Here is a 19,292-nt window from a genome sequence, read left to right as displayed (position 1 = left end):
GACTCAACCCTCCAGCCGGAGACACAGCTTCCTGACGTGGAAGGCCTCCGCGTACCGCGCCTGGCACTCGATCCCCCGAATGCGGGCCAGCCCGAGGAACGCCTCCCGGTCGTACCAAGGACGATGTCGCTGCGAGGCGTAGTGCTGTTGCAGCAATTCGACTTTTTTCTCGGCGAGTTCGTCCCGCAGCGGGACGTAGGCCGACGGCGTGGTCAGGTCGCCGTCCCACTTGACGATCTCGTAGCCGAGGGTGAGGTGACCGCGGAACGCGGTGGTCACGAGCTCGGCCAGGCCGCGGTGGTCCTGGTGCGCGTCGCCGGTGCGGGGCGCGAGGATCAGGTCCGGATCGGTGCGCGCCCGCAGCTCCTCGAGCGCGTTCTTGGCCTCGTCCCAGTGCGCGGGCAGCCGGCCGTCCGGCAGCTTCAGCACGGTGACGCCGAGATCCGCGCCGGGGCAGAACGCCGCGAGCGCGGCCCGTTCCTCGTCCTCGCGCTCGGTGCCGCCGCCGGAGAGCACCAGGGCGTCCACTCGCAGTCCGGGGCGGCTCAGCGTGAGCAGCGTGCCGCCCGCGCCGATCGCGATGTCGTCGCAGTGGGCGCCGAGCACCACGATCCGCTCGAGCCGCTCCGGAACCAGTCCGATCACGCCGGCACTCGGTCCGTCTCCCACAGCGCCCACGGGCGCACCCCGCGCGTGTAGGCCTCGTCGAGCGCGTAGCGCTCCTTGACGGTGTCCGTCGGCTTCCAGAAGCCGCGGTAGGGGTAGGCCAGCAGGCGGCCGCGCTTGGCCAGTTCGGCGCACCCGTCGGCGACCAGGTCGCCGTTCTCCGGGATGTGGTCGAACACCTCCTGGCGCAGCACGAAGTACCCGCCGTTCTCCCACAGCGGCATCTCGCTCACCGCGGTGATCGAACCGACCAGGCCGCCCTCGTCCATCTCCACGCAGTGGAACGACGACTGCGGCGGCACGACCATCATCGACGCGCCCGCGTCGGACTTCGCGAACCGCTCGATCATCGACGGCAGCGGCGCGTCGGTGAGCACGTCGGCGTAGTTGGCGAGGAACATCTCGTCACCGTCGAGGTGCTTCCGCACGCGGCGCAGCCGTTCCCCGATCGGCGACTCGATCCCGGTCTGCACGAACGAGATCGTCCAGTCGGCGATGTCCGTGGACAGCAGTTCCGCCTTGCCGCCGCGCAGCACGAAGTCGTTGGACGTGGTCTCCTCGTAGTTGAGGAAGAAGTCCTTGATGTGGTGGGCGCCGTAGCCGAGGCACAGGATGAACTCGGTGTGCCCGAAGTGCGCGTAGTAGCGCATGACGTGCCAGATCAGGGGCCGGGGACCGACCATGGCCATGGGCTTGGGCACGTCGGAGGCGGTGCCGTTGCGCATCCGCATCCCGTACCCGCCGCAGAACAGGACGACCTTCACGTTGGGTTCACCTCGACGATTTCCAGGCGGGGGATGGGGAAGACGAGCTTGCCGCCCCACTCCCCGACGTAGGACAGCTGCTGGGTCAGTTCGTCCCGCAGGTTCCACGGCAGGACCAGTACGTAGTCGGGCCGGTCCGCGGCGATGCGCTCCGGCGGCAGGATCGGGATGCGCGTGCCGGGCGTGAACCGGCCGTGCTTGTACGGGTTGCGGTCGACCGTGTAGGCGAGCAGGTCCGGCCGGATGCCGCAGTGGTTGAGCAGCGTGTTGCCCTTGCCCGGCGCGCCGTAGCCGACCACGGTCCGGCCGTCGTCGGCCGCGTCGACGAGGAAGCGCAGCAGGTCGCGGCGCACCTTGGCGACCCGGGCCGCGAACTCGGTGTAGCCGGAGAGCTCGTGCAGCCCGGCGGCTTTTTCCCTGGCCAGGACGTCGACCATGCGCCGGCTCGGCTCACCGGCGGTCTCCGCGGGCCGGGCCCACAGCCGGATCGACCCGCCGTGCGTCGGCAGCAGCTCGACGTCCACAAGGGACAGTCCGCCGGACGCGAGCGCCCGCTGCGCCGAAGCCACCGTGTAGTACTGGAAGTGCTCGTGGTAGATCGTGTCGTACTGGGTCTTCTCGATGAGCGTCAGCAGGTGCTGCACCTCGATGGACACCCAGCCGTCGTCGGCGACCAGCGCTCGCACGCCCTTCGTGAAGCCGATGACGTCCGGGATGTGCGCGTAAACGTTGTTCGCCACCACGAGATCCGCCGGCCCGTGCTCGGCCCGCACCGCCGCGCCGGTCTCCGGCCCGAGGAACGCGGTCAGGGTCGGCACGCCCGCGTCCCTGGCGGCTTGGCCGACGTTCACCGAAGGCTCCACGCCGAGGCACCGGATACCCTGTGCCACAACGTGTTTGAGCAGATACCCGTCGTTGCTGGCGACCTCGACGACGAACGAGTCGCCGTCCAACCCCAGCCGGTCCACCGCGCCCGCGACGAACCTGCCCGCGTGGTCCACCCAGGATTCCGAATACGACGAGAAATACGCGTATTCGGTGAATGTCTCCTCCGGCGTGATCAACGGCGGGATCTGCGCGAGCCAGCAATCCGTGCACACCCGCAGGTGCAACGGAAAGGTATTTTCCGACTCGTCGAGTTGGGCTTCGGTCAGGAACAGCTCACACGGCGGAGTCGCACCGAGATCGACGACACTCGCCAGCCGGGTCGAGCCACAGAGTCGGCAGGTGGTCATGCCCCCTGATTCGGGAGACGAGAAGGACCTGTTACAGACACCGCGGCCGGTTCCGCCCACCGATCTCGAAATGAGACACGGGAACTACTTGCGGATCTCCAGCGTGCAGCACTTCGGACCGCCGCCCGCCTTGCGCAATTCGGAGATGTCGACGAGCACCGGTTCGTAGCCGCGCACCACGAGCCGCTCGGCGAGGTCCGTGGCTTCCAGCGGCAGCACGACGTTGCGCCCGTCCGAAACCCCGTTGAGGCCGAAGCACTCCGCGTCCGCCGCGGTGGCGAGCACGGCGTCCGGGAACAGGCGCGCCAGGACGCGGCGCGATCCGGCCGAGAACGCCTCCGGGTAGTAGGCGATGTGCGCCGGCGTCGTGTCGGTGGCCTCGCTGAGCACGAACAACGCGGTGTCCAGGTGGTAGAAGCGCGGGTCGGTCAGCCGCAGGGACAGCACCGGCACCCCGAGCACCTCCTGCGCCTCGGCGTGCGCGGCGGGGTCGGTGCGGAACCCGGTGCCGGCGAGCAGCATCCGCCCGGTCCAGGCGAAGTCGCCCTCGGCCTCGTTGACGTAGGACGGCATGACGACGTCGCGGTAACCGTGCTCGGTGAACCAGCGGCGGAAGTGCTCGGCCTCGGCGGCGCGCTGCGGGGCGCGGAAGCGGGCGCCGAGCACCCGGCCGTCGATCACGGTCCCGGAGTTCGCGGCGAAGACCATGTCCGGCAGCCCCGGTTGCGGCTCGATCTCCTCGACGGTGTGGCCGAGGCGGCGGTAGGTGTCCCGCAGCTCGCGCCACTGCGTCATCGCCCGCTCGGCGCTGACCGGTCGCGTCGGGTCCATCCACGGGTTGATCGCGTAGTCGACGGCGAAGAACCGGGGCGGGCACATGAGGTACCGGCGGGTGGTCGGAACCCGAGTCGTCATGAGTTCACGGTATGTCTCGATTCAGGGACAATCAATCGCTGTTTCTTGCTCATCCACCTGCTAAACATTGCGTGTGAACACGCTCGACCAGCAGATCGTTTCGTGCCTCGTGACGAACGCGCGCGCCAGCTACGCCGAGATCGGGAAGGTCGTCGGGCTGTCCGCGCCGGCGGTCAAACGCCGCGTGGACCGGCTGCTGGAAACCGGGGTGCTGCGTGGCTTCACCGCGGTGGTCGACCCGGAGGCGCTGGGCCGGGGCACCGAGGCGTTCGTCGAGGTGCACTGCCGCGGCAACATCTCCCCTGCCCGCATCCGCGCGCGGCTGGAACCGCTGCCCGAGGTCGTCGCCGCCTACACGGTGACCGGCGCGGCGGACGCCATCGTGCACCTGCGCGCCGCCGACATCCACCAGCTCGAAACCGCGCTGGAGCGGCTGCGCGGGCTGGAGATCGTCGACCGCACGGTGTCCACGGTCGTGCTGTCCCGGCTCCTTGAGCGCCCGCCCAACCCCGCGACATGATGGCGGGCATGACCGAACGCATCGTGACCGAGCGGCACGGCAGGGTCGCGGTGATCACCGTCGACGCCCCGCAGCGGCGGAACTCGCTGACCCTGGCGCTTTCCACCGACCTCGCCGCGGCCGTGGCCGAAGCCGAGCAGGACCAGGGCGTGCACGCGCTGGTCGTCACCGGCACCCCGCCCGCGTTCTGCGCCGGGGCCGACCTCACGACGCTGGGCAGCGCGCAGGAGGAGGGCCTGCGCGCGGTGTACGAGGGCTTCCTCGCCGTGGCCAGGTCGCCGCTGCCGACGATCGCGGCGGTCGGCGGCGCGGCCGTCGGCGCCGGGCTGAACCTCGCACTGGCCGCGGACGTCCGCCTCGCCGGCCCGCGCGCGAAGTTCATCCCGCGGTTCCTCGAACTCGGCCTGCACCCCGGCGGCGGTTTCACCTGGATGTTGCAGCGCGCGGTGGGTATCCAGCGGGCACGGGCGATGACGTTGTTCGGCCAGTCCCTCGACGCCGCGGCGGCGGAGGCGGCCGGGCTGGTGTTGCGCACCGTGGACGGCGACCACGACGACCTGCTGGAGGCGGCACTGGAACTGGCGGAACCGGCGGCGAACGCACCGCGCGAGATCGTCCTCGCGACGAAGCTGTCGATGCGGCAAACCTCGACCATGGCCGAGCATTCCCGCGTAGTGGACACCGAGATCGAGCCGCAGCTGAAGTCCCTGAATTCCCCCGACTTCGCAGAACGGCTCGCGTCGATGCAGGCCACGATCACTACGCGGAAGTAGACGCTACCGTAAGTTACAGGTAACCGGTATCACACCGCCGATTCTCGTCACAGAACGACAAGTAAGGTGGAGGTATCGGCGGAAGTGTGCCCACCGGCCCACGAGGACGCGGCCTGTCGGGAGAGAGGGATTCTCTGACCCATGAGCACGAGCACGAACGGCAACGGTGTGCTGTCGGCGAGCCGGCCCACTGAAGTCGCCAAGCTGGACCGCGTGGTCATCCGGTTCGCGGGTGACTCCGGCGACGGTATGCAGCTCACCGGCGACCGCTTCACCTCGGAGGCCGCGGCCTTCGGCAACGACCTGGCCACCCTGCCGAACTTCCCCGCCGAGATCCGGGCGCCACAGGGCACCATCCCGGGTGTCTCGTCGTTCCAGGTGCACTTCGCCGACTACGACATCCTCACCCCCGGCGACCGGCCGGACGTCCTCGTCGTGATGAACCCCGCCGCGCTCAAGGCCAACCTGCGCGACGTGCCCAACGGCGGCACGATCATCGTCAACACCGACGAGTTCACCAAGCGCAACCTCACCAAGGTCGGCTACGACAGCGACCCGCTGTCCGACGACACGCTGTCGGCGTTCCAGGTGCACAAGGTCGCCATGTCGACCCTGACCCAGGGCGCGCTGGAGGGCACCGGGCTGGGCAAGAAGGACGCCGAGCGGTGCAAGAACATGTTCGCGCTCGGGCTGCTGTCGTGGATGTACCACCGGCCGACCGAGGGCACCGAGGCGTTCCTGCGCGAGAAGTTCGCCAAGAAGCCGGACATCGCCGAGGCCAACATCCTGGCCTTCCGCGCGGGCTGGAACTACGGCGAGACCACCGAGTCGTTCGCCACCACCTACGAGGTGGCGCCGGCGAAGCTGGACAAGGGCACCTACCGGCAGATCACCGGCAACACGGCGCTCGCCTACGGCATCGTCGCCGCCGGGCAGCGCGCCGGGCTGCCGGTCCTGCTGGGCACGTACCCGATCACGCCGGCCTCGGACATCCTGCACGAGCTGTCCCGGCACAAGAACTTCGGCGTGCTGACCTTCCAGGCCGAGGACGAGATCGCCGGCATCGGCGCCGCGCTGGGCGCCTCCTACGGCGGTGCGCTCGGCGTGACCTCGACGTCCGGGCCCGGGGTGGCGCTGAAGTCGGAGACCATCGGCCTCGGCGTGATGCTGGAGCTGCCGCTGGTCGTGATCGACGTGCAGCGCGGCGGCCCGTCGACCGGTCTGCCGACCAAGACCGAGCAGGCCGACCTGCTGCAGGCGATGTTCGGCCGCAACAGCGAATCGCCGCTGCCAGTCATCGCGCCGCAGTCCCCCGGCGACTGCTTCGCGGCGGCCATCGAGGCGGTGCGGATCGCGTTGAAGTACCGGACGCCGGTGATGATCCTGTCCGACGGCGCGAACGCCAACGGCTCGGAGCCGTGGCTGATCCCGAACGTCGAGGACCTGCCCGATCTGTCGGTGGAGTTCGCGTCGGAGCCGAACGCGGCCGACGGGTCCGGCGAGTTCTGGCCGTACGTGCGCGACCCGGAGACGCTGGCCCGCGCGTGGGCCGTGCCCGGCACGCCGGGTCTGGAGCACCGCATCGGTGGTCTGGAGAAGCAGGACGGCAAGGGCAACATCTCCTACGACCCGGACAACCACGACCACATGGTCCGGCTGCGGCAGGCCAAGATCGACGGCGTCGACGTGCCGGACCTGGAGGTCGACGACCCGTCCGGCGAGGCGCGGGTGCTGGCGCTCGGCTGGGGGTCGACGTTCGGCCCGATCGGCGCCGCGGCCCGCCGCGTGCGCAAGCAGGGCATGCCGATCGCGCAGGCGCACCTGCGGCACCTGAACCCGTTCCCGAAGAACCTGGGCGAGGTACTGGCCCGCTACGACCGCGTGGTCGTGCCGGAGATGAACCTGGGGCAGCTCGCCCTGCTGCTGCGCGCCAAGTACCTCGTGGACGTGCACTCCTACACGAAGGTCGCCGGCCTGCCGTTCAAGGCCGAGGAACTCCAGCACGTCTTCACCGACATCATCGAAGGAGCGCTGACCCGATGACCGCCACCGACTTGGGCCTGCCCACCCTGGGCGGTCTGGACCTGGTGCCGACCACGGACGAGACCCAGAAGGCGAAGGACTTCAAGTCCGACCAGGAAGTGCGCTGGTGCCCGGGCTGCGGGGACTACGTCGTGCTCAACACGGTGCAGTCGTTCCTGCCCACGCTCGGGTTGAAGCGCGAGAACATCGTGTTCGTCTCCGGCATCGGCTGCTCGTCGCGGTTCCCGTACTACCTCAACACCTACGGGATGCACTCGATCCACGGCCGCGCGCCGGCGATCGCGACCGGGCTGGCGACCACGCGGCCGGACCTGTCGGTGTGGGTGGTCACCGGTGACGGCGACGCGCTGTCCATCGGCGGCAACCACCTGATCCACGCGCTGCGCCGCAACGTCAACATCAAGATCCTGCTGTTCAACAACCGGATCTACGGCCTGACGAAGGGCCAGTACTCGCCGACGTCCGATCCGGGCACGATCACCAAGTCGACCCCGATGGGTTCGGTGGACACGCCGTTCAACCCGATCTCGCTGGCGCTGGGCGCGGAGGCCACCTTCGTCGGCCGGGCGCTGGACTCCGACAAGAAGGGCCTGACCGAGGTGCTCACCGCGGCGGCCCAGCACCGCGGCTCGGCGCTGGTGGAGATCTACCAGAACTGCCCGATCTTCAACGACGGCGCGTTCGATGTCCTGAAGGACAAGGACGAGGCCGCGCACCGGATCATCCCGCTGCGGGCGGGCGAGCCGATCCGCTTCGGCCCGGAGGCCGAGTACGGCGTGGTGCCCAACCGCTGGGGCGGGTTCGAGATCGCCAAGGTGGCGGAGGTCGGCGAATCCGAGCTGATCGTCCACGACCCGGCCATCGAGGACACCGCGTACGCCTTCGGGTTGTCCCGCATCGGCGACCAGCACCTCAACCACACGCCGACGGGCATCTTCCGCCAGGTCTCTCGTCCCACCTACGACGACCAGGCCCGCGCCCAGGTCGAGCAGGCCCGCTCCGCGAAGCCGGCCGACCTGCAGGCGCTGCTGACGGGCAAGGACACCTGGACGGTCGACTGACCGCACGAAGAAGCCCCGCACGAATCGTTCGTGCGGGGCTTCTTTGTTGGTTCAGAGCGGCCGGAACCCGACCCGCTCGGCGTCGTCGGCGGTGCGGAACCACACCTCGGCGATCATGCGGTCGTACTGCGGCGAGTCCTCGGTGCAGTAGCGCAGCGCGGTGACGCTGGCCTTGACCGTGAACTCCTCGGACGGCTTCCCACCGCCGGGCCGCGGCATCGCCGAGCCGGGGCCGAACGGGCCCGGCGGCACCGAACCGTCCGCGCGCGTGCGCGGGGTCGGCTCGAACAGGGAGCCGCTGCGGCCGCCCTCCTCGGGCCGGGGCTCGCGCCGCTCGACGGTCCGCATGGACGGCTGGACCGGCTTCGGCGGGTCGAAGGCGTGCGCCGACCGCCGCGGCTGCCGCTTGGGCAGGACCTGGGTGGTCTCGGTGGCCGTCTCCTCGGCCGGGGGCTGCGGCTGGTCCTCGAACGCGTAGGCCGGCGGCTCGGGCTCCGGCGCGGCGAACGGCGTGAAGGCCGACTCCTCCGCGCGCGCCGGTTCGGGCGCGTGGTCGGGGTCGAACAGCGACCCGCGCTCCGGCTCCGGAGCCCGCTCCCGCCCGAACAGCGAGCCGCGCTCCTCACCCCGGACCGCCTGGCGCTCCTCACCCCGAAGAGCCGGATCCGGCTGGAACAACGTGGTCGCCTCCGCGGGCGACTCGTCCCGCTGGAACAACGACCCGGCAGGCCGCTCCTGCTCGAACGCGGCCTGCCCGGCCTGGTCGAACCCGGACTGCCCAGCCTGATCCTGCTCGAACAGCGAACCCCGGCCGGCAGGCGGCTCCTCTTGCCCATGGCGCGGCTTCCGCCCAGCCCCGGCGTCATCCTGTGCAGCAACCTGGCCGCCGCCCTGCCCGTGGCGCGGCTCCCGCTCGGCCCCGGCTTGGTCCTGCTCAGCCACATACCCAGCGGCGTCGCCCTGCCCATGGCGCGACTCCTGCTCGTACCCGGCCTCGGCCGGCTCGAACAGCGCGCCGCGCTCAGCCTCTTCGCGGCCGTAGGCAGCATCGCCCTGCCCGTGGCGCGACTCCCGCTCGTACCCGGCCTCGCCCGGCTCGAACAGCGCGCCGCGCTCAGCCTCTTCACGCCCGTACCCCGCGACCTGCTCCCGGCCGAGCCCCGCGTCGCCCACGTGCAGCGCACCCCGCTCGGCGGCGTCGTCCCGCTCGCGGCCGAACGCGTCGAAGACCGTCGTCGCGTCGGCCTGCGGCTCCTCCGGCTCGAACAGCGAATCGTCGTCGATCTCGGAGCCCGGCTGGTACCCGGGCGACCGTCCGGCGAGGCTGTCGCGCTCCAGCCAGGACGGCGTGGCGTGCTGCTCCTCCGCCTCGGGCGTCTCCGCGGCGATCGGTTCCTTCCGCGCGACCGGCGCGGACACCGGGTCCCGCTCGATCGTGCGGGTCGGCTGCGCGGCGGGCGCGCTCTGCGCGGCGAGGAGTCTGCGCTCCAGGTGCCGGCTTCTCGCCTGAGCGGGCCGGGCCAGGAACAACCAGGTCAGCAGCACCCCGACCACGAATGCCGCCGCGCTCCACAGCCAGACCTGTCCGAAAATGGACATCCGTGCTGCCCTTCCTTTCCTACCGCGCGGTTACCACTCACAGTGACGCCGCAGCGGCTCACGCATGACGCGCGATCTACCTGGTCCGCGCGACGAGGTAGTCCGCGACGGACTCGCACGCGTCCCTCGCGGGCCCGGCCGGCAGGGGGGCCAGCTCCGTCCTCGCCCGCTGAGCGTAGTCCGACAGGGTGACCATGGCGCGGTCCAGCCCGGTGGATGCCCGCAGCAGGGTCAGGGCCTCCTCGACCAGCTCGTCGTCGGTGATCGGACCCGCCAGCAGCTCGACCAGCCGCGGGTCGGTGTCCGGGTCGGCCAGCGCGTACAGCATCGGCAGCGTGCGCACGCCTTCCCGCAGGTCGGTGCCCGGCGTCTTGCCGGACTCGTGCGACGGCGAGGCGATGTCGATGATGTCGTCGGAGATCTGGAACGCGGTGCCGATGATCTCGCCGAACCGCTGCATCGCCCGGATCGCGTCCGGCTTGGCGCCGGAGACCATGGCGCCGAACCGGCCGGAGGTGGCGATCAGCGAGCCGGTCTTCTGCGCGATGACGGTGAGGTAGTGGTCGACCGGGTCCTCGCCCTCGCCCGGCCCGACGGTCTCCCGCATCTGGCCGGTGACCAGTTCGCTGAACGTCTCGGCGAGGATGCGGGCGGCGTCGGTGCCCAGGTCGGACACCAGCCGGGAGGCGTGCGCGAACAGGAAGTCGCCGGTGAGGATCGCGATGCTGTTGGTCCAGCGGGCGTTGACGCTGGGCGCGCCGCGCCGCATCGTCGCCTCGTCCATCACGTCGTCGTGGTACAGGGTGGCCAGGTGGACCAGCTCGACGGCCGCCGCGGCGATCACGACGTCGGAGTGGTTGCCTTCGCCGAACTCACCCGCCAGCAGGGTCATCAGCGGGCGAAAACGTTTGCCACCCGCCTCGACCAGGTGCGACGCGGCGTCGTGGACGGCCTGCACCTCGCTGCGCGCGGTGTCGCGCAGCAGCTTTTCGACGTCGTCCAGTCCAGCGGCCAGCGTGCGCAGCAGCTGCTCGTCGGCGATCCGCAGGCCCACGCTCCCGCGCAGCTCCTCGATCGTGCTACCCCGGTGCCGCACTGACACGTTGTCCGCCCTCTCCGCACTTCACTGACCGGTCCTCACCAGCGTAATGGCTGCACCCGGGGTGTTCGTGGGCCCTCTGCGAACCACCCTGGTGATGCGCGTGACAACGGGTGCCCACACCATCGGGTGAGCTGCCCCGCAGGCCCTTCTGACCAGCACTAACGTTCGCGAAGTGACCAGCAGGAGGGCGCAGAACACCATCGTCGCGGCGATCATGCTCGGGATGCTGCTGGCGGCGCTGGACCAGACGATCGTGTCCACCGCCCTGCCCACCATCGTGGCGGACCTCGGCGGCGCGAACCACCTGTCGTGGGTGGTCACGTCGTACCTGCTCGCCGAGACGATCATGACGGTGCTGATCGGCAAGTTCGGCGACCTGTACGGGCGCAAGCGGGCGTTCCTGGCCAGCGTGGTCCTGTTCCTCGCCGGGTCGTTCCTGTGCGGGTGGGCCGACTCGATGGCCATGCTCGTCGCGTTCCGCGCGCTGCAGGGCCTCGGCGCGGGCGGGTTGATGGTGACCTCGGCCGCGGTCATCGCCGACGTCGTGCCGCTGCGCGAACGCGGCAAGTACCAGGGCGCGATCGGGGCGGTGTTCGGCGTCTCGACGGTGGCCGGGCCGCTGCTCGGCGGCCTGTTCGTGGACCACCTGAGCTGGCGGTGGGCGTTCTACGTGAACGTGCCGCTCGGGGTGCTGGTGGTCCTCGTGGCGTTGTTCGCGCTGCCCACGGTCAAGTCGGCGGTGAAACCACGCATCGACTACCTCGGCATCGTCCTCATCGCGCTCGCCTCGACCGGGCTGACCCTGGTGACCAGCTGGGGCGGCACCGAGTACCCCTGGGCGTCGCCGGTGATCATCACGATGGCCGTCGGCTCGGTCGTGCTGCTGGTGGCGTTCGTGCTGGTCGAGCTGCGGGCCGCGGAGCCGATGCTGCCGATGCGGCTGTTCCGCGGCCGCGTGTTCTCGGTGGCGGGCATCCTGAGCTTCGTCGTCGGGTTCGCGATGCTCGGCGGCATCACCTACCTGCCGACGTACCTGCAGCGCGTGCAGGGCGCGAGCGCGACCGAGTCCGGACTGCGGATGCTGCCGCTGGTGGTCGGGATCATGATCACCTCGCTGGTCAGCGGCGTGATGATCAGCCGCACCGGGCGGTACCGGGTCTTCCCGATCGCCGGTTCGCTCGTGCTGGCGCTGGGGCTGTACCTGCTGTCGCACCTGGACGCCACCACGAGCTTCTGGGTCACCTCGGCGTACATGGTCGTGCTGGGCCTCGGGCTCGGCTGCACCATGCAGGTGCCCACGATCGTCGTGCAGAACACCGCGGACTACGCCGACCTCGGGGTGGCGACGTCCGGCGTGAGTTTCCTGCGCACTCTGGGGAGTTCCTTCGGGGTCGCGGTGTTCGGCTCCATCTACGCGAACAACCTGCCACCGCAGCCGTCCACGGAGTCCTATGTGGACGCCATCGGGACGATGTTCCTGATCGCCTCGCCGATCGGGTTGCTCGCGCTGGTGGTCGCGTTGTTCCTCAAGGAGGTTCCGCTGCGGGACACGTCGAAGGCGCTGGCGTCGGGCAACAGCGGGGTCGGCGAGGGCTTCGCGGTGCCGGGCTCCGGGGATTCGCGGCAGGAGCTGGAGAAGGTCGTGGCGACGGTGTGGTCGAAGCAGAAGACCGATCCGGGGCCGGAGATCCTGGCCCACTCCGGCGTGCCGCTGAGCTACGCGCAGGCGTGGCTGATCGCGCAGATCTACCGCAACAGCGTCGACGACGGCGACGCCACCCTGCAGGAAATCGCCGTGCAGACAGGTGTTCCGGCGGGCATCTTCGAACCCACCGCGCGGCAGCTGGTGGCGGCCGGGCAGCTCGCCGAGGCCGACGGGCACTTCACGTTCACCGGGCACGGCAGCGACACGTTCGCCCGGCTGGTCGGCGCGTGGCGGTTGTGGGTGCTGGACAACGTGACGGGCTCGGAGGCAGCGGCGGGCCGGGATTTCACGGCCTGCGTGGACGAGATCGCGACGCAGCTGATCAGCAACAGCCGAGCGCTGACGCCGTCGGGCAGGCACGCGACGCCGGTCGGCTAGCACACCCGACCGACAAAAACGGCGCCACACCGGCGAAACGGCGCGACTTGTCCACATCGCCCTCAGCCATCCACAGAATCCCGTTCTGTTTCCCACTCCGCCGCCACACCGGGCATGCTCGAGACATCCCTTCCGAAAGGAGCCTCGAGAAATGACCGAGCAGACCCTCCCCGGCCGCCGCACCCGCAACCAGGCCCTCCGGCCCGTCATGGCCGAGGCGCGCGAGCGCGGGCTCGCCCAGCGGCACCTGCGCAAGCTGATGCGGCTGGCGCGCGAGCAGCCCTGCCGGTGCGGCGACGTGCACCGGCACGCGTGTGCCTATCCCGACGTGGTGCGCGCGCTCGATCCGACCTGACCCCGGACGCGAAAGTGCCCCCCGCCCTGGCGGGCGGAGGGCACTTCGGGTGGCGCGGTCGTCAGAAGGCGAAGGCGCCCGCTCCCGCCCAGTCGAGGGCGAAGGCGGGGGCGACGCCGAGCAGCAGGGTGATGATCACGCCGAGCGTGATCGCCGCCGTGGTGAACGCGCCAGGCACCGTCACGGTCGGGCCCTCGGGAGCCGGCTTGGAGAAGTACATGAGCACGACCACCCGCAGGTAGAAGAACGCCGCGACGGCGCTGAACACCAGCGCGATCACCACCAGCGGCGCCATGCCGTCCCGCAGCGCCGCCGAGAACACGACGAACTTGCCGACGAACCCGCTGGTGAGCGGGATCCCGGCCAGAGCGAGCAGGAGGAAGGTGAACACCCCGGCCAGCACGGGCGACCGCTTGGCCAGGCCTGCCCACGCCGACAGGTGCGTGGCCTCGCCCTTGGCGTCACGCACGAGCGAGACCACGCCGAACGCGGCGAGCGTCGTGAAGCCATAGGCCAGCAGGTAGAACAGGGTCCCGGACAGGCCCTGATCGGTCATCGCGAGCGTGCCGACGAGCAGGAAGCCGGCGTGCGCGACGGACGAGTAGGCGATCATGCGCTTGACGTCGGTCTGGGTCAGGCCGAGCACGGCGCCGATCGCCATGGAGATGATCGCGACGGCCCACAGCACGCCGCGCCACTCCCAGCTGGTCGACTCGAACCCGACGGTCAGCACCCGCAGGATGCCGCCGAACGCGGCGACCTTGGTGCAGGCCGCCATGAACCCGGTGACCGGGGTCGGCGCGCCCTGGTAGACGTCCGGCGTCCAGGTGTGGAACGGGCCGACCGAACCCTTGAACAGCAACCCGACCACGAGGAGGCCCATGCCCGCGAACAACAGCATGTCCGACCGGTCCGAGCCGGCCGCGGCGCCCGCGATGTCGGCCAGCTTGACCGAGCCCGCGTAGCCGTAGAGCAGCGCCAGACCGTAGAGGAAGAACGCCGACGAGAAGGCCCCGAGGAGGAAGTACTTGACCGCCGCCTCTTGCGACAGCAGGCGCCGGCGCCGGGCCAGGCCGCACATCAGGTACAGCGGCAGGCTCAGCACCTCGAGCGCGATGAACATGGTGAGCAGGTCGTTGGCCGCGCAGAACGTCATCATCCCGCCCAGCGCGAACAGCGCCAGCGGGAAGACCTCGGTCTGCATGCCCGTCGAGCCGACCTGGGCCCGGTCCTGCACGGTGCCCGGCCGGATCGCGGCCTGCGCGACGAAGGCGCCACCCGGCTCGACCGAGCGGTCCGCGATCAGCAGGATCGCGGGCAGCGCGAGAGCGAGGAGCGTGCCCCACAGGAACAGGGCGGGCTTGTCCACCGACACGGCGCCGCTGAGGGTGGTCAGGCCCTTGACCGGCGAACCGCTGACGTACACGGCCAGCGCGACACCGGCGGCGGCCAGACCGGTCAGGCTGAGCAGCACCTGCGACGGCCACCGCATGTGCCGGGGCAGGAACGCCTCGAACAACACGCTGACGCACGCCGCGCCGAGCACGATCAGCACCGGCAGGATCGCGTCGTACGCGATCTCCGGTGCGGAGATTTGCCCTTGCTGGGCCAGAATCCCGAGCATTTCACTGGCCTCCGTTGAGTGCGGAAAGCGTCGCGTCGACCGACGGGGTCACCGTGTCCAGCACGGGTTGGGGGTAGAAGCCGAGCCCGATGATCAGCACCACCATGGGCACCAGGATCGCCAGCTCCCGGCCGCCCAGGTCCCGGATCGTCTTGCGGGCGCCCAGCTCGGGGGCGATCGCGGTGCCCGGGCCGCCCCCGGCGCCGACCAGCGCGGTCCCCCGCACCGGGCCGGTCATCAGGCGCTGGTACAGCCACAGCACGTAGGCCGCGGCGAGCACCATGCCGACGGTGGCGAGGATCGCGTACACCGGCTGGGTCGCGAAAGCGCCCAGCAGCACCAGGAACTCACTGACGAACGAGTTGGTACCCGGGAGGGACAAAGTGGACAGACCGGCGATGAGCAGCATCCCGCCGAGCAGCGGCGTCAGCTTGAACATGCCGCCGTAGTCGGAGATCCGCGTGGAGCCGCCGCGCGCGATCACCAGGCCCAGCACCACGATCAGCATGCCGGTCGCGAGGCTGTGGTTGAGCATGTAGGTCACCGCGCCGACCCCGGCCTGCTGGGTGAAGGCGAAGATGCCCAGCGCGATGAACCCGAAGTGCGCGATCGAGACGTAGGCGACGAACCGTTTCATGTCCTGTTGCCCGGCGGCGAGGATCGAGCCGTAGAGCACGCCGATCACCGCCAGCACCAGCACCAGCGGTGCCAGGTCCTTGCTGGCTTCCGGGAACATCGGCAGGCAGTAGCGCAGGAACCCGAACGTGCCGACCTTGTCCAGCACGCCGACCAGCAGCACGGCGACGCCGATGGGCGCCTCGCCGGCGGCGTCGGGCAGCCAGGTGTGGAACGGCACGAGCGGCGCCTTGATGGCGAACGCGAGGAAGAACCCGAGGAACAGCCAGATCTGGGTGCTCGCCGGCGCGTCCCGGACCACCGTGACCAGCGTCGCCCAGTCGAAGGTGCCGTTGCCCAGCTCGTCGGCGGCGAGCGAGTAGGCCCCGATCGCCGAGGCCAGCATGATCAGACCGCCGAGGAAGGAGTACAGGAAGAACTTGACCGCCGCGTACTGCCGGTTCGCGCCGCCGTAGCCGCCGATGAGGAAGTACATCGGGATCAGCATGATCTCGAACAGCACGTAGAACAGGAACACGTCGGTCGCGGCGAACACCGCGATGGTGATGGCCTCCTGCACCAGGATCAACGCGAGAAAACCACCCGCGCTGCGGTCCTGCGGCAGCTTGTCCGCCGCGCCCAGTGCGCCGATGACGATCGGCACCAGGAACGCGATCACGGCGATCATCACCAGCGCGATGCCGTCGATGCCGAAGGAGATGTGCACGCCGAAGCTCGGGATCCAGTCCATCGAGCTGGTGTGCTGCAGGCGGGCGCCGTTCGGTTCGTAGGTCGCCCACGTCGGGATGATCATCGCCAGCTCGACGAGGGCGAACGCCACCGCGGCGAGGGTGGCGAGCCGGTCGTTGCGGCGCAGCCCGGTGACGACGCACGCGCCGACCAGCGGCCAGAGGATGAGGGCCAGTACCCAGGTCATGAGAACCTCACCATCAGCAGTGCGGCGACGAGGACGAACGAGCCGGCCAGCATCGACAGGGCGTACGAGCGGACGAAGCCGGTCTGCAGTCTGCGCAACCGCCCGGATCCGCCACCGAGGGCGGCGGCCAGTCCGTTGACCGCGCCGTCGACACCACGGCTGTCGAGGTAGACCGAGAACCGGGTGAGCCACATGCCCGGGGTCGCGACCAGTGCCTCGTTGACCGCGTTGCCGTACAGGTCCTTGCGGGCCGCCTTGACGACGGCGGAGACGTTCTCCGGCCGCTCGACCGGGGTGTCCCGTCGCCCGACGACGAGCCAGGCGAGCAGCACGCCGAGCGCGGACAGGGCGACCGTGATCCACGGGATCAGCGAGTGCGGGATCGCGGTGTGCTCGGCCTCGCCGAGCTCACCCAGCGCCGGGGCGAGCCACTCGGACAGGCGGTCGCCGAGGGCGAAGAACGCGCCGGCGCCGAGCGAGCCGATGGCCAGCACGATCATCGGCGCGGTCATCACCGGCGGCGACTCGTGCGGGTGGAACTCCTTGCCCTCAGCGGTGCGCAGGTCCCGCCAGCGTTCCTTGCCGAAGAAGGTGAGCAGCATCAGGCGGGTCATGTAGAAGGCGGTCAGCGCGGCGCCGAGCATGGCGGCGAGGCCGAACACCCAGCCACGCCAGCCCTCCTGGCCGAAGGCGGCCTCGATGATCGCGTCCTTGGAGAAGTAGCCCGACAGGAAGGGGAACCCGATGAGCGCCAGGTAGCCGAGCCCGAAGGTGACGAACGTGATCGGCATGTGCCGGTACAGGCCGCCGAACTTGCGCATGTCGACCTCGTCGTTCATGCCGTGCATGACCGAACCGGCGCCGAGGAACAGCCCGGCCTTGAAGAAGCCGTGCGTGAGGAGGTGCATGACGCCGAGCGCGTAGCCGAACGGGCCGAGCCCGACGGCGAGCATCATGTAGCCGATCTGGCTGACCGTCGAGTACGCGAGCACCTTCTTGATGTCGTCGTAGGCGCAGCCGATGATGCACCCGATCAGCAGGGTTATCGCGCCGACGAGGGTGACGATCAGCCTGCCCGTCTCGGTCTCGTTGTAGATCGGGTTGGCGCGCGCCACCAGGTACACGCCGGCGGTGACCATGGTGGCCGCGTGGATGAGGGCCGACACCGGGGTGGGGCCTTCCATCGCGTCCGGGAGCCATGCCTGCAGCGGGAACTGGCCGGACTTACCGCACGCGCCGAGCAGCAGCAGGATCGCGATCGCGGTGATCACGGCGGGCGGGGCGTCGCCGATGCGGTCGAACACGCCCGCGTAGGTGACCGTGCCGAGGTACTTGAACATCAGGAAGATCGCGAGCGCGAGGCCGACGTCGCCGACGCGGTTCATCAGGAACGCCTTCTTCGCGGCGGTCGCCGCGGACGGGCGGTCCGAGTACCAGCCGATGAGCAGGTACGAGGCCAGGCCGACGCCCTCCCAGCCGAGGTAGAGCGTCACGAAGTTGTTGCCCAGCACCAGAACCAGCATGGAGGCCACGAAGAGGTTCAGGTACCCGAAGAATCGCCGCCGGTTGCGGTCCTCCGCCATGTAGCCGATCGAGTAGATGTGGATCAGCGCGCCCACACCGGTGATCAGCAGGATGAAGACGAGCGAGAGCGCGTCGATGCGGAGTCCGAAGTCGATCTGGAGGTCACCGACGCCGATCCAGGTGAACATCCTGGTGTCGGTCACGTGCCCGTCGCTGCCGAAGAACAGCACCAGGCCGTACACGAACGACGCGATGACCGTCGCACACCCGAGGAGGTGACCCCAGCGGTCGGTGCGCCGTCCCCCGGCCAGCAGGACGAGCGCGCCGAGGGCCGGGAACGCGACCAGCAGCCACGATGATGCGATCACTCTCGAGCTCCTAGTACTTGAGCAGGTTGGTGTCGTCGACCGAGGCCGAGCGGCGGGTGCGGAAGATGGCCATGATGATCGCCAGGCCGACGACGACCTCGGCGGCGGCGACGACCATCACGAAGAACGCCATGACCTGGCCGTCGAGCCCGCCGTTGATGCGGGAGAAGGTGACCAGGGAGAGGTTCACGGCGTTGAGCATCAGCTCGATGCACATGAACACGACGATGGCGTTGCGCCGCACCAGCACGCCGACCGCGCCGATGGCGAACAGCAGGGCCGACAGCAGCAGGTAGTAGGTGGGGGTCATTCCTCGTCACCCTTCCCGACGAGCGCGTGGGCGTCGGGCTGCGGCTCGGTGCCCTCGACCTGCTTGCGCTCGGCTTCGAGCCGCGCCGTGGGCGTGGACTCGATGATGGTGGACAGCGACTCGGGCGCGACCGTGCCGTCGGGCAGGATCGCGGGGGTCGTGACCGAGTGGGACGTGGCGAACACGCCGGGCCCCGGCTTGGGCGAGATGCGTTCGTACTCGCCGCGGAACCGGGCTTCGACGAGTTCCTTCTGCGTGCGGCGGCCGCGTTTCTCGGTGAAGGCCAGCACCATCGCCCCGAGCGCGGCGGTGATCAGCAGCGCCGAGGTGAGCTCGAACGGGAACAGGTAGTCGGTGAAGATGAGGCGCCCGAGCCCGCCGGCGGTCCCGTCCGGCGCGGGAGCCGGTGTGACGTTGGCGAGCGCCCGGGTGAGCGCGGTGGCCATCAGCCCGGCGATGCCGATGCCGAGGATGCCGCCCCACAGGCGCTGCCCGCGCAGCACCTCGACGACCGAGTCGGAACTCTCCCGCCCGACGAGCATCAGCACGAACAGGAACAGCATCATGATCGCGCCGGTGTAGACGATGATCTGGGTGAACCCGAGGAACGGCGCCTGCTGGACCATGTAGAGGATGCCCAGCGAGAACATCGTGAGGGCCAGGAAGAGCGCCGAGTGGACGGCGTTGCGGGCGAAGATCAGCCCGAGGGCGCCCAGCAGGGCGATCGGACCGAGGATCCAGAACGCGATGGCCTCCCCGGTGGACACCGCCTCGGCGGCCTGTGCCAGCACCATCACC

General features: G+C 69.9%; 17 protein-coding genes. 6 read left to right on the top strand and 11 right to left on the bottom strand.

Features of this window, described 5'->3' with window-relative positions; translation table 11 throughout:
• Nucleotides 1–3 precede the first annotated feature (3 nt).
• From ABZ215_RS00375 to ddaH, 4 genes are all read right to left on the bottom strand, one after another.
• The gene (locus tag ABZ215_RS00375; protein WP_020417440.1) at nt 4–645 is read right to left on the bottom strand and encodes a PIG-L deacetylase family protein; all 642 of its coding nucleotides are present in this window, start codon (nt 643–645) and stop codon (nt 4–6) included.
• Entirely contained in the window at nt 642–1,430 is a 789-nt protein-coding gene (locus tag ABZ215_RS00370) for a sugar phosphate nucleotidyltransferase (protein WP_354946700.1), read from the bottom strand. Before ABZ215_RS00370 ends, ABZ215_RS00375 begins: the two co-directional genes overlap by 4 nt.
• Complete coding sequence (locus ABZ215_RS00365) at nt 1,427–2,665, bottom strand: class I SAM-dependent methyltransferase (RefSeq protein ID WP_354946698.1); 1,239 nt, start codon at nt 2,663–2,665, stop codon at nt 1,427–1,429. The genes ABZ215_RS00370 and ABZ215_RS00365 overlap by 4 nt, the downstream gene beginning before the upstream one ends.
• A gap of 84 nt (nt 2,666–2,749) precedes the next feature.
• On the bottom strand, nt 2,750–3,580 hold the full coding sequence (gene ddaH, locus ABZ215_RS00360) for a dimethylargininase (protein ID WP_354946696.1): 831 nt from the start codon (nt 3,578–3,580) through the stop codon (nt 2,750–2,752).
• 73 nt (nt 3,581–3,653) lie between these two features.
• Between ddaH and ABZ215_RS00355 the strand changes: the two genes are divergently transcribed.
• The 4 genes from ABZ215_RS00355 (at nt 3,654) to ABZ215_RS00340 (ending at nt 7,977) form a co-directional block, all read left to right on the top strand.
• Nucleotides 3,654–4,100, top strand: coding sequence for an Lrp/AsnC family transcriptional regulator (locus ABZ215_RS00355; protein WP_354946694.1), 447 nt, complete (start codon nt 3,654–3,656; stop codon nt 4,098–4,100).
• 8 nt (nt 4,101–4,108) lie between these two features.
• Nucleotides 4,109–4,873 (top strand): enoyl-CoA hydratase, encoded by a 765-nt coding sequence (locus ABZ215_RS00350; protein WP_354946692.1) that lies wholly within the window; start codon nt 4,109–4,111, stop codon nt 4,871–4,873.
• 141 nt (nt 4,874–5,014) lie between these two features.
• Nucleotides 5,015–6,916 carry a 2-oxoacid:acceptor oxidoreductase subunit alpha gene (locus ABZ215_RS00345; RefSeq protein WP_354946691.1) on the top strand — a complete coding sequence of 634 codons (1,902 nt, stop codon included), beginning with the start codon at nt 5,015–5,017 and terminating at the stop codon, nt 6,914–6,916.
• A complete protein-coding gene (locus tag ABZ215_RS00340; protein ID WP_354946689.1) occupies nt 6,913–7,977 on the top strand; it encodes a 2-oxoacid:ferredoxin oxidoreductase subunit beta in 1,065 nt (354 codons plus the stop codon). The genes ABZ215_RS00345 and ABZ215_RS00340 overlap by 4 nt, the downstream gene beginning before the upstream one ends.
• 51 nt (nt 7,978–8,028) lie before the next feature.
• On the opposite strand, the gene ABZ215_RS00335 is transcribed toward ABZ215_RS00340, so the two are convergent.
• Both ABZ215_RS00335 and ABZ215_RS00330 read right to left on the bottom strand, forming a co-directional pair.
• On the bottom strand, nt 8,029–9,576 hold the full coding sequence (locus ABZ215_RS00335) for a hypothetical protein (RefSeq protein WP_354946687.1): 1,548 nt from the start codon (nt 9,574–9,576) through the stop codon (nt 8,029–8,031).
• 76 nt (nt 9,577–9,652) lie between these two features.
• Nucleotides 9,653–10,672: a polyprenyl synthetase family protein gene (locus tag ABZ215_RS00330; protein WP_020417430.1), complete on the bottom strand. Its 1,020-nt coding sequence runs from the start codon at nt 10,670–10,672 to the stop codon at nt 9,653–9,655.
• A gap of 220 nt (nt 10,673–10,892) precedes the next feature.
• Between ABZ215_RS00330 and ABZ215_RS00325 the strand changes: the two genes are divergently transcribed.
• Together ABZ215_RS00325 and ABZ215_RS00320 are read left to right on the top strand one after the other, a co-directional pair.
• Nucleotides 10,893–12,761 (top strand): MDR family MFS transporter, encoded by a 1,869-nt coding sequence (locus ABZ215_RS00325; RefSeq protein ID WP_354946897.1) that lies wholly within the window; start codon nt 10,893–10,895, stop codon nt 12,759–12,761.
• A 151-nt stretch (nt 12,762–12,912) separates the two neighbouring features.
• Nucleotides 12,913–13,116: a hypothetical protein gene (locus ABZ215_RS00320; protein ID WP_354946685.1), complete on the top strand. Its 204-nt coding sequence runs from the start codon at nt 12,913–12,915 to the stop codon at nt 13,114–13,116.
• Between the two features lie 61 nt (nt 13,117–13,177).
• Here ABZ215_RS00320 and nuoN read toward each other — a convergent pair whose 3' ends face one another.
• From nuoN to ABZ215_RS00295, 5 genes are read right to left on the bottom strand one after another with little or no spacing between them, the layout of a single operon-like run.
• A complete protein-coding gene (gene nuoN, locus ABZ215_RS00315; RefSeq protein ID WP_020417427.1) occupies nt 13,178–14,740 on the bottom strand; it encodes an NADH-quinone oxidoreductase subunit NuoN in 1,563 nt (520 codons plus the stop codon).
• Nucleotide 14,741: 1 nt separating this feature from the next.
• Nucleotides 14,742–16,292: an NADH-quinone oxidoreductase subunit M gene (locus ABZ215_RS00310; RefSeq protein WP_354946683.1), complete on the bottom strand. Its 1,551-nt coding sequence runs from the start codon at nt 16,290–16,292 to the stop codon at nt 14,742–14,744.
• Complete coding sequence (gene nuoL, locus ABZ215_RS00305) at nt 16,289–18,184, bottom strand: NADH-quinone oxidoreductase subunit L (RefSeq protein WP_354946681.1); 1,896 nt, start codon at nt 18,182–18,184, stop codon at nt 16,289–16,291. Before nuoL ends, ABZ215_RS00310 begins: the two co-directional genes overlap by 4 nt.
• A gap of 10 nt (nt 18,185–18,194) precedes the next feature.
• Complete coding sequence (gene nuoK, locus ABZ215_RS00300) at nt 18,195–18,494, bottom strand: NADH-quinone oxidoreductase subunit NuoK (RefSeq protein ID WP_094003768.1); 300 nt, start codon at nt 18,492–18,494, stop codon at nt 18,195–18,197.
• Nucleotides 18,491–19,288, bottom strand: coding sequence for an NADH-quinone oxidoreductase subunit J (locus tag ABZ215_RS00295; RefSeq protein WP_020417423.1), 798 nt, complete (start codon nt 19,286–19,288; stop codon nt 18,491–18,493). The genes nuoK and ABZ215_RS00295 overlap by 4 nt, the downstream gene beginning before the upstream one ends.
• Nucleotides 19,289–19,292 lie beyond the last annotated feature (4 nt).

Origin of the sequence: Amycolatopsis sp. NPDC006131 (assembly GCF_040614175.1) — a bacterium.
GTDB classification, from domain to species: Bacteria; Actinomycetota; Actinomycetes; order Mycobacteriales; family Pseudonocardiaceae; genus Amycolatopsis_E; species Amycolatopsis_E tucumanensis.
This window is presented reverse-complemented; position numbering and strand designations above follow the sequence as displayed.

Coding starts and splice junctions, on each gene's coding strand:
- ABZ215_RS00365 (WP_354946698.1), bottom strand. CDS start 2,665: ATGACCACCTGCCGACTCTGTGGCTCGACCCGGCTGGCGAGTGTCGTC.
- ddaH (WP_354946696.1), bottom strand. CDS start 3,580: ATGACGACTCGGGTTCCGACCACCCGCCGGTACCTCATGTGCCCGCCC.
- ABZ215_RS00350 (WP_354946692.1), top strand. CDS start 4,109: ATGACCGAACGCATCGTGACCGAGCGGCACGGCAGGGTCGCGGTGATC.
- ABZ215_RS00345 (WP_354946691.1), top strand. CDS start 5,015: ATGAGCACGAGCACGAACGGCAACGGTGTGCTGTCGGCGAGCCGGCCC.
- ABZ215_RS00340 (WP_354946689.1), top strand. CDS start 6,913: ATGACCGCCACCGACTTGGGCCTGCCCACCCTGGGCGGTCTGGACCTG.
- ABZ215_RS00335 (WP_354946687.1), bottom strand. CDS start 9,576: ATGTCCATTTTCGGACAGGTCTGGCTGTGGAGCGCGGCGGCATTCGTG.
- ABZ215_RS00325 (WP_354946897.1), top strand. CDS start 10,893: ATGCTCGGGATGCTGCTGGCGGCGCTGGACCAGACGATCGTGTCCACC.
- ABZ215_RS00320 (WP_354946685.1), top strand. CDS start 12,913: ATGACCGAGCAGACCCTCCCCGGCCGCCGCACCCGCAACCAGGCCCTC.
- nuoN (WP_020417427.1), bottom strand. CDS start 14,740: ATGCTCGGGATTCTGGCCCAGCAAGGGCAAATCTCCGCACCGGAGATC.
- ABZ215_RS00310 (WP_354946683.1), bottom strand. CDS start 16,292: ATGACCTGGGTACTGGCCCTCATCCTCTGGCCGCTGGTCGGCGCGTGC.
- nuoK (WP_094003768.1), bottom strand. CDS start 18,494: ATGACCCCCACCTACTACCTGCTGCTGTCGGCCCTGCTGTTCGCCATC.
- ABZ215_RS00295 (WP_020417423.1), bottom strand. CDS start 19,288: ATGGTGCTGGCACAGGCCGCCGAGGCGGTGTCCACCGGGGAGGCCATC.